Source organism: Nocardioides sp. NPDC004968 (genome assembly GCF_040608935.1).
Taxonomy (GTDB): domain Bacteria; phylum Actinomycetota; class Actinomycetes; order Propionibacteriales; family Nocardioidaceae; genus Nocardioides.
Genome location: NZ_JBEXJF010000001.1, coordinates 202,693 through 215,285, shown reverse-complemented (window position 1 = coordinate 215,285; position 12,593 = coordinate 202,693). Strand labels below are relative to the sequence as shown.

12 protein-coding genes are annotated in these 12,593 nt (G+C 70.3%); 4 read left to right on the top strand and 8 right to left on the bottom strand.

What is annotated here, in order from left to right:
- Nucleotides 1-4 precede the first annotated feature (4 nt).
- The 4 genes from ABZU72_RS01000 to ABZU72_RS00985 all read right to left on the bottom strand — a co-directional run bounded on the left by ABZU72_RS01000 (nucleotide 5) and on the right by ABZU72_RS00985 (nucleotide 4,632).
- Nucleotides 5-967, bottom strand: a complete 963-nt coding sequence (locus ABZU72_RS01000) for a universal stress protein (RefSeq protein WP_355017045.1) — start codon at nucleotides 965-967, stop codon at nucleotides 5-7.
- Between the two features lie 112 nt (nucleotides 968-1,079).
- On the bottom strand, nucleotides 1,080-2,735 hold the full coding sequence (gene sulP, locus ABZU72_RS00995; RefSeq protein ID WP_355017044.1) for a sulfate permease: 1,656 nt from the start codon (nucleotides 2,733-2,735) through the stop codon (nucleotides 1,080-1,082).
- A 56-nt stretch (nucleotides 2,736-2,791) separates the two neighbouring features.
- Nucleotides 2,792-3,898, bottom strand: a complete 1,107-nt coding sequence (locus tag ABZU72_RS00990) for a HAMP domain-containing sensor histidine kinase (RefSeq protein ID WP_355017043.1) — start codon at nucleotides 3,896-3,898, stop codon at nucleotides 2,792-2,794.
- On the bottom strand, nucleotides 3,895-4,632 hold the full coding sequence (locus ABZU72_RS00985) for a response regulator transcription factor (protein WP_355017042.1): 738 nt from the start codon (nucleotides 4,630-4,632) through the stop codon (nucleotides 3,895-3,897). Before ABZU72_RS00985 ends, ABZU72_RS00990 begins: the two co-directional genes overlap by 4 nt.
- A 185-nt stretch (nucleotides 4,633-4,817) precedes the next feature.
- On the opposite strand from ABZU72_RS00985, the gene ABZU72_RS00980 reads away from it, so the two are divergent.
- Nucleotides 4,818-6,260 (top strand): multicopper oxidase family protein, encoded by a 1,443-nt coding sequence (locus ABZU72_RS00980; protein ID WP_355017041.1) that lies wholly within the window; start codon nucleotides 4,818-4,820, stop codon nucleotides 6,258-6,260.
- A 92-nt stretch (nucleotides 6,261-6,352) separates the two neighbouring features.
- Nucleotides 6,353-7,411, top strand: coding sequence for an alcohol dehydrogenase catalytic domain-containing protein (locus ABZU72_RS00975; RefSeq protein WP_355017040.1), 1,059 nt, complete (start codon nucleotides 6,353-6,355; stop codon nucleotides 7,409-7,411).
- A 12-nt stretch (nucleotides 7,412-7,423) separates the two neighbouring features.
- On the opposite strand, the gene ABZU72_RS00970 is transcribed toward ABZU72_RS00975, so the two are convergent.
- From ABZU72_RS00970 to ABZU72_RS00955, 4 genes are all read right to left on the bottom strand, one after another.
- Entirely contained in the window at nucleotides 7,424-9,178 is a 1,755-nt protein-coding gene (locus tag ABZU72_RS00970; RefSeq protein WP_355017039.1) for a GAF domain-containing protein, read from the bottom strand.
- Nucleotides 9,179-9,217: 39 nt separating this feature from the next.
- A complete protein-coding gene (locus ABZU72_RS00965; RefSeq protein ID WP_355017038.1) occupies nucleotides 9,218-9,889 on the bottom strand; it encodes a response regulator transcription factor in 672 nt (223 codons plus the stop codon).
- 96 nt (nucleotides 9,890-9,985) lie between these two features.
- A complete protein-coding gene (locus ABZU72_RS00960) occupies nucleotides 9,986-10,186 on the bottom strand; it encodes a hypothetical protein (RefSeq protein ID WP_355017037.1) in 201 nt (66 codons plus the stop codon).
- Nucleotides 10,183-10,932 carry a DUF4389 domain-containing protein gene (locus ABZU72_RS00955; RefSeq protein ID WP_355017036.1) on the bottom strand — a complete coding sequence of 250 codons (750 nt, stop codon included), beginning with the start codon at nucleotides 10,930-10,932 and terminating at the stop codon, nucleotides 10,183-10,185. The genes ABZU72_RS00960 and ABZU72_RS00955 overlap by 4 nt, the downstream gene beginning before the upstream one ends.
- Before the next feature lie 154 nt (nucleotides 10,933-11,086).
- Here ABZU72_RS00955 and ABZU72_RS00950 point away from each other — a divergent pair, with 154 nt between their 5' ends.
- Both ABZU72_RS00950 and ABZU72_RS00945 read left to right on the top strand, forming a co-directional pair.
- Nucleotides 11,087-11,608 (top strand): flavodoxin domain-containing protein, encoded by a 522-nt coding sequence (locus tag ABZU72_RS00950; RefSeq protein WP_355017329.1) that lies wholly within the window; start codon nucleotides 11,087-11,089, stop codon nucleotides 11,606-11,608.
- Nucleotide 11,609: 1 nt separating this feature from the next.
- A complete protein-coding gene (locus ABZU72_RS00945) occupies nucleotides 11,610-12,593 on the top strand; it encodes a hypothetical protein (protein ID WP_355017035.1) in 984 nt (327 codons plus the stop codon).

Below are 12,593 nucleotides of genomic sequence, written 5' to 3'. Positions count from 1 at the left end.
CAGCTCAGAAGGCCGGGGCCGGGTCGACACCGGCCTTCTCGAACCGGCCGTCGTGCTCGAGGACGAGGTCGGCGGCGGTGAGGACGTCGGGGATCGGTGGCTGGATCTCGACCGGGCAACGGCTCTCGCGGATGACCGCACGGCCGGTGTTGCCCAGGCGACCCAGGGGGAAGGAGTGCCGGCGGCGGCCGATGATCAGGAGATCGGCGTTCCTGGTCTCCTCGGTGATCTCCCTGGCCGGTTGGCCGTGGCGAACCTCGATCCGTACGTCCACGTCCGCGGCGTGCGGGACTCGGCGACGGGCGCGGTCCAGCGCGTTCTCCAGGGCGCGGCGAGCGTTGTTCTCCCAGTCGCTCATGTCCAGGTGCGCCACGGTCATGTCGTCGTAGACCGTCTCCAGCTGCCAGGCATGGAGCACGATCAGCTCCGCGCTCCGGTCCGCCGCGTGCTTCAGAGCCTGGGCGAGCAGGCCCGCCGAGCTCACGCAGTCCTTGACCGCCACGACCACCCGGCGAGTCGGGTCCTCGGGCGACCAGCCGCTCGGCACCATGACGACCGGGACCGGCGCGTGGCCCGCCACCCGGTTCGTGACCGACCCGGTCACGATGCGCTCCAGGCCCTGCCTGCGATCGTCACCGAGGACCACCAGCCGGGCGGCGGCAGCGCAGTGAACCAGACCTGAGACCACGGAGCTCTCCAGGAGGGTCGCGGTCACATGCTCGGCACCGACGTACGCGACCGCCTCCTCGGTCGCCTTCTCCAGCAGCTCGTTCCCAGCACGGCGGACGTCCTCTCCGAACGATGGGTAAGGGTAGGGGCCGATCACATCGGCCGGCTGGGACAGAGTCACGTGCACCAGCCAGAGGTCGGCGTCGTCCAGGCCGGCCTCGGCCGCGGCGAAGGCGATCGCCACTCGGTTACCCGCTCCCCCGTCGATGCCCACCAGGATCCGGTTGTTCTCGGACATGTCGCCTCCTCACGGGCACGGCGCACCCGGCCGTCCCGTTCCCACTCTCATCGAGGTCGTCACCAGCGGGCAGGGACGTCGGTTCCGGGATCCGAGGACCTTGGTCCGCCGCTCACCGCTGCCGGTAGGCCTCTACGGCTGTGGGAAGGGTCGGGAAGAGCCGCTCCTCGCCGATCCGGTCCAGGATGCCGGAGGGAGCCAACGAGTCACGCAGATCCTGCTTGATCCTGGCGATCGCGAGGACGATGCCTCGCTCGCTCAGCGAGGTGCGCAGCGCCTCCAGCGCGTCCACCGCGGTGACGTCGACCTCGGTGTTCGCCTCGGCGTTCAGCAGGAACCACTCCACCGGCTGCTCGGCGGCGTCGACCGCCGCGAGCGCGCGAGTGCGGAAGTCCTCAGCGTTGGCGAAGAAGAGCGGCGAGTCGTAGCGGTAGACGAGCAGGCCGGGCACCTCCTCGGCGTCGGGGTAGTCGTCCACGTCGTGCATCCCCGCCAGCCCTGGTACGTGGCCGAGGACCGCGTCGTGCGGGTGCGCGACCCGGCGCAGCAGGTCGAGAACGGAGAGACCCACCGCGATCAGTACGCCCCACATCACCCCGGCTGCGAGCACTGCCACCGTGGTGACCAGGGCGAGGACGAGCTCGCTGCGCCGGAACCTGGCGAAGCGACGCAGCTCGCCCACCTCGACCAGCTTGGTGGCGGCGTAGACCACCACAGCGCCGAGCGCGGCCTCGGGGAACGCCTCCAGGATCGGCGCCAGGAGCAGCACGGCGGCCACCGTGGTGGCTGCCGCGGCGTACGAGGTCAGCTGCGTGCGCCCGCCCACGGCGTTACCGATGGCGGTCCTGCTGCCGCTGCTGCTGACCGGGAATCCGTGCAGCAGCGCCGAACCGAGGTTGGCCCCGCCCAGGGCGAGCAGCTCCCGCCGCGCGTCGACACGCTCGCCGCGGCGGGCGAAGGCGCGGCCGGTGAGGATGTTGTCGGTGTAGCCGACGAAGGCGACGCCGAGAGCCGGGCCGAGCATCGCGACGATGGCGCCCGGGTCCAGGACCGGGAGACCCGGGGCCGGAGGCCGGCTCGGGATCTCGCCCACCAGCCGCAGCCCGGAATCCTCGCCGAGCAGTGCCACCAGCGCGGTGGCGGCGAGCATGCCGATCAGCGCGACCGGCGCTCGCGGGGCGAGCAGGGAGCCGGCGATCATCGCGGCGGCCGCGCCGCCACCGAGCAGCAGCGTGGGGACATGGACCTGGTCGAGGTTGCCGATGAAGCTGCCCAGCTCCGCCAGCACCCCGTCGCCGGTGATCGTGACGCCGGTGAGGTTGTCGAGCTGGGAGACGACCATGAGGACCGCGATCCCCGTCATGTAGCCGACCAGCACCGGCCGCGAGAAGAGCTCGGCCAGCACCGAGACTCGCAGAAACCAGCCCACCACGCAGATCGCGGCGACCACGAGCGCGAGCGTCGCCGCGAACGAGGCGGGGTCCTCAGCCGCGGCCGGGGTGGCGCCGATCGCAGCCGCCGTCATCAGCGCAGTGGTCGACTCCGGGCCGACCGAGAGCAGTCGGGAGGTGCCCAGCAGCCCGTAGACCACCATCGCACCGACGCAAGCCCACAGTCCGGTCTCCGGCGGGAGACCAGCCAGCTCGGCGTACGCCATCACCTGAGGCACGAGGTAGGCGGTGATCGTCACCCCGGCGAGCAGATCAAACCACAGCCAGCGCCGCTGGTAGCCGCGGGCCCACGGCGGCATCACGCGGCGTACGTCCATGGCAGCACTGTCCCACGAGTCGCCGTCCGCCGGCCGAGGTCAGGACGAAGGACCTCCTACCGGGTCCGCGACGTGGGGATGGTCAGGATCAGCGACGAGCCGGCACCGACTCCACCACTGGTGGCGTCCAGGCTTCCGCCGTGGGCTGTCGCGATGGCCCTGCTGATGGTGAGGCCGATCCCGGAGCCCTGGTGCTCGCGATCGCGGGCGGTGTCGCCGCGATAGAAGCGCTCGAAGATGTGGGGCAGCTGGGCGGCGGGGATGCCGTCGCCGGTGTCGGTGACGCGGATCGTGACGCTGTGGTTCGCGTGGTCCCAGTCGATGCCGACGCTGCCGTGCTCCGGCGTGTGCCGCCGGGCGTTGTCGAGCAGGTTGGTCAGGACCTGGAGCAGTCGGGACTCGTCGGCCTCGATCGTGACGGGCGGTCCACCGTCGATGCCCAGGGCCACGCCCTTCGCTGCGTACGCGCCTTGCTGCGCTCGAACGGCCGTCTCCACCAGATCCGCGACCGCCACCGGCGCCAACTGGAGGCTGAGGCGGCCCTCCTCCGCACGAGACACGGCGTCGATGTCGCCCGCCAGCCGGCCGAGGCGGTGCACCTGGTCGGCCAGCAGCGTACGAGTGTCGTCGTTCCAGGGGGTGACGCCGTCCTCGAGTCCTTCGAGGTAGGCGGCGAGCGTCGCCACGGGGGTACGCAGCTCGTGGGCCAGATCCGAGAGCAACCGGCGCCGGGTGTCCTCGGTCCGGGCGAGCTCGTCGGCCATCGAGTTGAACGCGGTGGCCAAGGAGTCCATCTCGGGGCCCGCGTCACCGACCGGGACGCGGGCGTCGTACCTGCCACCTGCCATCGCGGTGGCGGCGCGGGTCATGTCGGTGAGTGGTGTCTGGAACCGACGCGTGAGGTACCAGGTCACGAGCAGGGCGATGAGGAGGGCGGCGGCGACCGCGAGGCCGAGCGAGATCGCACTGGCGGTGCGATAGGCCTCCTCGACATGCATGCGCTCGGACGGGTCGGGTGCGCGATCGGCCCGCTGCATGTGCGCACGGAAGATCGGCGGCCCGACGAGGGCGGCGATCACGGCCGCGGTGAGGATGGCAGCGACGAGGACGAGTGCCTGGGCCAGGAGCAGGCGGGTGCCGATCCGCCACGTGGATCGCTTCATTCGGCGGCCTCTCTCACGGGCTCGGCGATGAATCGGTAGCCGACGCCGCGCACGGTGTCGACGTAGCGCGGTGTGGCCGGATCGTCGTCGATCTTCCTGCGCAGGTGCGCGACGTGGACATCGACGATGTGCGCGTCGCCGCCCCAGCCTTCGCCCCAGACCATGTCGACGATCTGCTGTCGGCTGAAGGCGCGACGGGGATGCTCGGCGAGGGCGGCGAGGATGTCGAACTCGGTGCGGGTCAGCGCGACCGGTACGCCGGCCCGGGTCACCTCACGGGTCGCGGTGTCGACCGTCAGCCCGTCGAAGGCCCACCCGTGGTCGGCGTCGGGCGCGACCGCGAGCCTGCTGGCGCGTGGTCGTCGCAGGGCAGCCTGGACGCGCGCGACCAGCTCGCGCAGCGAGAAGGGTTTGGTGAGGTAGTCGTCGGCGCCGACGCCGAGACCGATCAGCTTGTCGATCTCGTCGTCGCGGGCGGTGACCATGATGATGTAGCAGTCGGAGAAGGTGCGGATCTCGCGGCAGACCTCGACACCGTCCAGTCCAGGCAGACCGAGGTCGAGTACGACGAGGTCCGGATCGTGGTCGCGGGCGGCACTGACGCCGTCGGGTCCGGTGTGGACCTGGATCGCGTCGTACCCGGCCTTGGCGAGGTAGTCCGCGACGATCTGTGCCAGCGGCCGTTCATCCTCGACGACGAGCACCGGGCCGCTCGACGAGGTATGAGTGTGCATGGGTCCAGTGTGGCGCGCAGCGCGGTCGGGTGGTTTCAAGCCGACCGGCGGGCGAGGCGTCTGCTACTCGCGAGCCAACCTTCGTCAGACCTTCATGGAACCTCACGGAGACCTCAAGAACCGACTGACACGATCGAAATCGTGATGGGAACGGGCCACTGGCCCCACAAGAGAAGACACCGTCCATGAATGTGTCGAGGCGCACCCTGCTGCGCGGCGGCCTCGCCGTCGCGGGCGGAGGCCTCTTCGCGGCCTGCTCCGGTAGGCCCGGCGGGAGCGGGATCGTCGTGCCCACGCCGACGCCGCTGGCGCCGCGGTCCGGTCAGAGCTTGGTCACCAAGACCCTGACCGCACGGCCGGCCACCCTCGACCTCGGTGGACCCACAGTGTCCACCTGGGCGTACGACGATGTCCTGCCCGGCCCTCTCGTGCGAGCGACCGCGGGCGACCTGGTGCGGATCACCGTCGACAACAAGCTGCCGGTCGAGACGAGCGTCCACTGGCACGGGATCGCCCTGCACAACGCCGCCGACGGCGTACCCGGCCTCACCCAGAAGGCCGTGACCAGCGGGCGTCAGTTCACGTACGAGTTCGTCGCGCCCGATCCCGGCACGTACTTCTACCATCCGCATGTCGGCGTGCAGCTCGACCGTGGCCTCTACGCACCGCTGATCATCGACGACCCCCACGAACCGGGCGCCTACGACGCGGAGTGGATCGTCGTCCTCGACGACTGGATCGACGGCACCGGCACGACCCCCGACGAGGTGCTCGCCGACCTCATGGCATCCGGCTCCTCGTCTGGCGGCATGCACGGCATGGGTGGCATGGGCGGCTCACCCCTCGGGGACGCCGGCGACGTCACCTACCCACACTTCCTGATCAACGGTCGCGTCGGCACCGCGCCTGACGTGCTGCGCGCCGAGCCCGGCCAGCGGGTCCGGATCCGGGTCATCAATGCCGCGGCCGACACCATCTTCGCCGTCGCGTTGGGCGATCACCGGATGACCGTCACCCACACCGACGGGTTCGCCGTCCAGGAGCAGGAAGCAGGCGCCTTCTACATCGGGATGGGTGAGCGGTACGACGTCGTCGTGACCCTGGCCGACGGCGTCTTCCCGCTCGTGGCCAAGCCGATCGGCAAGGACGGCGCCGCTCTCGCCGTGGTCCGTACCGGCTCGGGCCCGATCCCGACCCCGGCGCGTGCCGCAGAGATCCGGGAGCTGACCGGTCCCGTGCTTCTCGGCTCCGATCTACGCCCCGCCGACTCCGCGCGCCTTCCGGACAAGGACATCGGCCAGAGCGTCGATCTCGCCCTCAGCGGGCAGATGAGCACCTACGAGTGGGCGATCAACGGAGCGCCGTACGGCAAGAACGAGCCGATCACGATCGAGTCCGGCGAGCGGGTCTCGATGCAGATCACCAACATGACGATGATGACCCACCCCGTGCATCTGCACGGGCACACGTTCGCGCTGCCCAACGGCCTGCGCAAGGACACCGTCCTGCTCACACCCATGCAGCGGATGGTCGTCGAGCTCGAGGCGAACAACCCGGGCAACTGGGCCGCGCACTGCCACAACATCTACCACGCCGAGGCGGGGATGATGGCCGCCCTCGTGTACTAGGACCAAGGCCCTCTCACCGGTGGCCGATGACCACTCCTGCATGCGCCTGGTCGGGCAGAGGATCGACGCAGACCCGACCTCAGGAGGGAACCATGAAAGCACTCGTATACGACGGCCCGGGAACCCGGAAGTGGACCGACGTCCCCGACCCGGCCATCGCCGACGCGGAGGACGCGGTCGTCCGCGTCGACGCCGTCACGATCTGCGGCACCGACCTGCACATCCTCAAGGGAGACGTACCGAGCGTGGCCCCCGGCACGGTGCTCGGCCACGAGGCCGTCGGCGTGGTCGAGCAGACCGGTTCGGGAGTACGTGACTTCGCACCGGGCGACCGGGTGCTCATCTCCTGCATCAGCAGCTGCGGACGCTGCCGCTACTGCCGGGCGGGCAGCTACGGCCGGTGCACCGGGGGCGGCGGCTGGGTTCTCGGACACCTGATCGACGGCACCCAGGCCGAGCGTGTGCGGGTGCCGTTCGCCGACCACTCGATGCACCACCTGCCGCGCGAGGTCGACGACATGACCGCTGTGCTGCTCGCCGACATCCTGCCGACCTCCTACGAGGTCGGTGCGCGCAACGGCCGGGTGAGCCCCGGCGACACCGTCCTGATCGTCGGCGCCGGCCCGATCGGGCTGGCCGCGATCGCGACCGCTCGCCTCTACAGCCCCCTGCGGATCATCGTCGTCGAGCCTGGCGAGACCCGGCGCAAGAGCGCCGAGGCCTACGGCGCCGACGTCACGCTGACCGATGCCGAGGAGGCACGCGCCTGGGTCCGGGACAACACTCCCGACGGCGTCGACGTCGCCATCGAGGCGGTCGGTGTCCCGGAGACCTTCGAGCTGTGCGCCGAGCTGGTCCGTCCGTGCGGTCATGTGGCGAACGTCGGTGTCCACGGGCGCAGCGCGGTGCTGAGCCTCGAGGCGCTGTGGGACCGCGACGTCACGATCACCACCGGACTGGTCGACACGAGCTCGACGCCGATGCTCCTGTCGATGCTCGCGGCCGGACGGATCGCGCTCCCCGACCTGGTGACCCACCGGTTCGGCCTGGCGGAGATCCAGGAGGCGTACGACGTCTTCGCCGATGCTCAGGACACCGGGGCGATGAAGGTCGTGCTGCTCGGCGACGAGGCCGATCTCACCGGCCCATGACGGGGCGGGAGCTCAGCCGAGGGGCACCGACCACTCCACCACGGTGCCCTTCGGCGAGGCCGGCTCCACGGTGCACCGGCCACCTCTCATCTCGGCACGTTGGCGCATGTTGGCCAACCCGCTCTCCACCACCTCCGCGGGGACGCCGACTCCGTCGTCGCGCACCCGGAGCACGAGGTCGGTGCCCGCCGAGAGCGACACCTCGACCTCGCTCGCGTGCGCGTGACGCACGGTGTTGGACAGTGCCTCGCCGAGGACGGCGAGGACGTCCTTGGTGACCTCGGGCGTGGACCGGAGCCGGACCGGACCCGAGAAGATCAGCGCCGGACGGAACTTGAGCGACTCCGCAGCCCGGTTGACCACATCGGTGACCTGGGACTGGATGTCACCGCTGTGCTCGGGGGCGCCGAGCTCGAAGACCGCTCGCCGAAGATCGCGGATGGTGTCGTCGATGTCGTCCACGGCCTTGTCGAGACGGGCGCGAAGCTTGGGGCTCTCGGCCAGGTTGAGCCCGCCCTGCAGCCGCATGCCGATGACGAAGAGCCGCTGGATCACGATGTCGTGGAGATCGCGTCCGATCCGGTCGCGATCGTCGTAGACGACCAGCCGCTGACGCTCCTCGCGGCTCTGCGCGAGCCGGATGGCCAGCGCGACCTGCTCGGCGAAGGCGTTGGCGACGGCCAGATCCACGTCCTGTGCCTGGTCGGCGTGCTCGCGGCGCCAGGCGAGCGCGAGCACGCCCACCGCGTTCATCTCCTCGGAGGGGTCGGTACGTCCCAGCGGCACCAGCACGCCAGGTCCGATATCGCTCAGGTCGATGAGAGCGGCCGCGCTGCCGCCACCGGCGGCGGCCGCGATGTCCTCCACCATCATCGGCGCGCCGACGCCGATCGCCTGGCCGGCGACCGACTCGCGCAGCGGCGCGTTCTTCAGGGCCTCGACGTCGATGTCGGTCCCGGAGACCACCTCCACCCGCAGCCGTTCGGCAGTGGGTCCGGTGACGATCCAGGAGACGTCTGCACCGGAGATCTCGCGGGCCCGGTCGGCCACCAGCTGAAGGGTGGTGGTGCGGTCGATGTCGCCCATCAGCGCGCTGGTGATCTCGGCCCGGGCGTCGAGCCACCGGCTGCGGCGGGCAGCCTCCTCGGCCAGCAGGGCGTTCTCGATCGCGACGCCGGCGGCGGCGGCCAGGGCGACCACGATGTCCTCGTCCTGGTCGGTGAACTGATCGCCGTCGATCTTGTCGGTGAGGTAGAGGTTGCCGAACACCTTCTCGCCGATGCGGACGGGGACGCCGAGGAAGGAGTGCATCGGCGGATGGTTCGCGGGGAACCCGTAGGACGCCCGATGCGCGGTGATCTCAGGCAGCCGGAGCGGCTCCGGGTGGTCGATCAGCAGGCCGAGCACGCCGTGTCCGCTCGGCAGGTCGCCGATCAGGATCTGCTCCTCCACGCTGAGTCCGTGGGTGATGAACAGGCGCAGCCGGCGCTCGCCGCCGCTGGCAAGGACTCCGAGCGCTGCGTACTTCGCGCCGGCCAGTGCCCCGGCGACCTTGACGATCCGGTCCAGCAGGTCGTCGATGGAGAGCCCGGCGCCCATCGTGACGATGGCGTCGAGCAGCAACCGCCACCGCACCTGCTCGTCTCGAGCATCGGTAACCCTGTCGAGCACTTCGGTCAGCAGCTCGTCGAACGGCGCACCGTGAACTGTCGCTACTTCGGTCGTGGAGCTCGATCCACGGCGCTGTCGGGGCGGTGTGCGTCCCACATCGACCCCTCCCCATCGGATGAGTGGTACACCCCCAACCTAGCCCCCTTGCAGGGTCCTGGTCACCAGAATCGCAGCTTGGGTGCGGCTCTCCAGGCCCAGCTTGGCGAGCAGGGACGAGACGTAGTTCTTCACCGTCTTCTCCGCGAGGTGCATCTCCTTGCCGATCTGACGGTTCGTCAGCCCCTCGCCGATGAGCTCCAGGATCCGGCGCTCGTGATCGGTCAGGTGCTCGAAGGCCGAGTTGGTCTTCGGACCGCTGCGGATCCGGTCGAGGACCTGCGCGGTGACCGCGGGGTCCAGCATCGACTTGCCCGCGGCGACCTGGCGAACGGTCTCGACGAGGTCGGCGCTGCGCACCTGCTTGAGCAGGTAGCCGGATGCGCCGGCCATGATCGCGGAGAACAGCGCGTCGTCGTCGTCGAACGACGTGAGGATCAGCGCGGCGATGCTCGGGTCGACCGAGCGGACGTCGCGGCACACGTCGATGCCCGATCCGTCCGGGAGCCGGCCGTCGAGGATGGCGACATGGGGCCGCAGCGCCGGGATCCGGCGCCGGGCCTCGTCGGCGAGACCCGACTCGCCCACGACGACGATGTCGTCCTCGTCCTCGAGGAGGTCCTTGATCCCCCGGCGGATCACCTCGTGGTCATCGAGCAGGAAGACCCGGATGGGTTCGCTTTCGCGCTCGGGCGCTGCTGAATCGGTCACCTCGTCAATCTACGACCGAAGACGGCCGACGCCAATGCTCGTCGGGCCCGTAGGCCGAGGACCAAGGTCCCTCGACGCATCCGCCCGCGTGTGGGATCAGTCGAGTGCATCGAAGCCCGCATAGACCATGAGCGCCGGCCAGAAGATCCCTTCGACGAGGCCCCAGATGTGACCCCAGAAGCCGTCCTCCTGCTGCCAGAACCAGACCCAGGCGCCGATGACGCCGAGCCCGTAGATCGCGTTCCCGACATGGGTGCTCACCGCCGCCGCGCCACCGCTGCGGTCGCTCGCGCTCACTGCTGACCCGTTCCGACGGGGCTGGGCGCGGGCTCGGGTGCCACCGCCTCACCTGACGGCATCGACGGCTCCGGCGGGACCAGTCCGGCCGGATCGCTCCCACCCTGGTCGAGCCGGAACGGCGGATAGGTGTCGGTCATCAGGCAGACGTACGCGGCGACCCGAACCGCCCACCGGTCGATACCGAGGACCAGGTCGAAGATGCCCTGTGGGTAGCGACGCCCGAACAGCATCACCACGCCGGCGAAGAGGACCAGCAGTCCGACGATCCCACTCCCCCAGGACCAGGCGATCGCGTCGGTCCCCTGGGTGGCGTACAGGCCGCTGCCCAGGAAGAAGGCGAGGATCATCAGGTGCGGGATCGCCAGCAACCACGACTTCACCAGCACCAGGCCGCGAGAAAGCTGCTCGGGGTAGACGATGTGGAGGCGGGCCGGGTAGTCGGGCACGTCCTCGAGCGTGAACGGCGGATAGGCGTCGGTGCCGAGCGCGGCATAGCCGTAGTAGTTCACCCGCCAGGTCCAGCGCATCACGCCGAGGTTGAAGTCGAAGATCGCTCGCGGGTAGCGACCGGTGAACAGGATGGCGAACCAGGCGATCACGGTGAGTACGGCGAAGGCGATCCAGAGAAAGAGCAGGATGACGTAGTGCGGGATCAGCAACAGCCACTTGACCAGCCACAGCGCGCGGCTGATCCCGGAGTCGAGGCGTCCCTCCAGCACTACCGGGGAATCGAATGAGTTCATGTCTCCACCCTCCGCGCACTGCGGGCCGGCGGCATCGGACCAAGGTCCTCGGGTGGGGGACGTGCGCCACTCCCGACATGCACCGACGCGGCCGGAAGGTGGTGACACTGGCAGGACGCGGTGGGCGCGGCGCCAGAGGAAGGACGTGAGCAAGATGCGAGCAGCAGTCGTGTACGAGTCGATGTTCGGCAACACCGCCACGATCGCCACCGCGGTCGCCAACGGACTCCGGAAGGCCGGCGTCGAGGTCAAGGTGATCCCGGTGGCACTTGCCGGCGGTGACCTGCTCCACGACCACGACCTCGTCGTGATCGGGGCGCCGACGCACGCGCTCGGGCTGAGCCGGCCCAGCACGCGCGCTGACGCCGTGCTTCAGGGCGCTCCGGCCGAGGTCGAGGCCCGCGGCGTCCGGGAATGGCTCGAGGATCTGACGGACGCGGAGCCGGATTCAGTGCGAATCGCCACCTTCGACACCCGGGCGCGGGCGATGCGTCACCTCCCGGGCTCCGCCGCCCGGCACGTGGCCCATCTGCTGCGCCGCCGCGGCTACGACGTACCCCCGGCGACCAGCTTCTACGTCGCCGCCACCGTGGGACCCCTCGCCCACGACGAGGAGTCCCGCGCCAGCGACTGGGCGGCGGACCTCGGGCACCAGCTCATGCGGCAGGTGGCCTGAGATGTCGAGGCTCCCCAACGAGGCCACCTTGCACGCGATCCTGGAGCTGGCCTGCCGCGCGCCATCGGTCCACAACACCCAGCCTTGGGCATGGGTCGTACGCGACACGATGCTGCTGCTGCGTGCCGACCCGCATCGCAAGCTCCTCCACGCCGACGCGAACGAGCGCGACCTGGTGGTGAGCTGCGGTGCCGCGCTGCACGAGCTCGTCGTGGCAGCTGCCGGAATGGGCTGGGAGTGCAGCGTGCACCGCGTTCCCGAAGGGGGCCGCACCGATCTGCTCGCCGTGGTGACGTTCACGCCCCGGGATCCCGACGTCGCGGACCTCGGCATGCTCGCGGCCATCGAGCAGCGGCAGACCGACCGACGCCAGGTCTCGTCGTGGCCGGTGCCACGCCAGCGCCTCGACCACCTCGCCGGCCTCGCCCTCGACTACGGGGTCGTGGCGACCACGGTCCCCGACCACCTGCGTCCGGTTGTGGTGGCCGCCCTGGAGACCGCTCGTGCCCATCAGACCACCGACGAGGCGTACGTGGCCGAGCTCTACTCCTGGACTCGCGGGGGCAGCGACGAGGGCGTCCCGCAATCCAGTCTGCTCGCCGCCGACGCCGATCCGACCTCCTACACCCGATTCCCGAGCGGCACCCTCGCCGAGGACCACGACGAAGCCGGGGTGCCGGCCGAGGAGTGGCTCGTCCTGGCGACCGCGTCAGACGATCCGGTCTCCTGGCTGCGCGCCGGGGAGGCACTCGACGCGATGTGGCTCTCGTGCACGACCTCAGGGCTGGCCCTGGTGCCGTACACGCAGCCGATCAAGGTCGGCTCCACCCGGCGTACGCTTCAGCACGACCTGCTCGGCGACAACTCCTGCCCCCAGGTGCTGGTACGCATCGGCTGGCCGCAGCGCCACCACCGTCCGCTGCCGCCGACGCCGCGGCGTGCTCTCGACGACGTCCTGCACCACGAGAGCGCCTCGTCCTCGTGA

Bases quoted from the DNA above. Each gene is read 5' to 3' on its own strand.
- ABZU72_RS00950 (WP_355017329.1), top strand. From the start codon at position 11,087: ATGCGAGCAGCAGTCGTGTACGAGTCGATGTTCGGCAACACCGCCACG.
- ABZU72_RS00980 (WP_355017041.1), top strand. From the start codon at position 4,818: ATGAATGTGTCGAGGCGCACCCTGCTGCGCGGCGGCCTCGCCGTCGCG.
- ABZU72_RS00990 (WP_355017043.1), bottom strand. From the start codon at position 3,898: ATGAAGCGATCCACGTGGCGGATCGGCACCCGCCTGCTCCTGGCCCAG.
- ABZU72_RS00955 (WP_355017036.1), bottom strand. From the start codon at position 10,932: ATGAACTCATTCGATTCCCCGGTAGTGCTGGAGGGACGCCTCGACTCC.
- ABZU72_RS00945 (WP_355017035.1), top strand. From the start codon at position 11,610: ATGTCGAGGCTCCCCAACGAGGCCACCTTGCACGCGATCCTGGAGCTG.
- ABZU72_RS00985 (WP_355017042.1), bottom strand. From the start codon at position 4,632: ATGCACACTCATACCTCGTCGAGCGGCCCGGTGCTCGTCGTCGAGGAT.
- ABZU72_RS00975 (WP_355017040.1), top strand. From the start codon at position 6,353: ATGAAAGCACTCGTATACGACGGCCCGGGAACCCGGAAGTGGACCGAC.
- ABZU72_RS01000 (WP_355017045.1), bottom strand. From the start codon at position 967: ATGTCCGAGAACAACCGGATCCTGGTGGGCATCGACGGGGGAGCGGGT.
- sulP (WP_355017044.1), bottom strand. From the start codon at position 2,735: ATGGACGTACGCCGCGTGATGCCGCCGTGGGCCCGCGGCTACCAGCGG.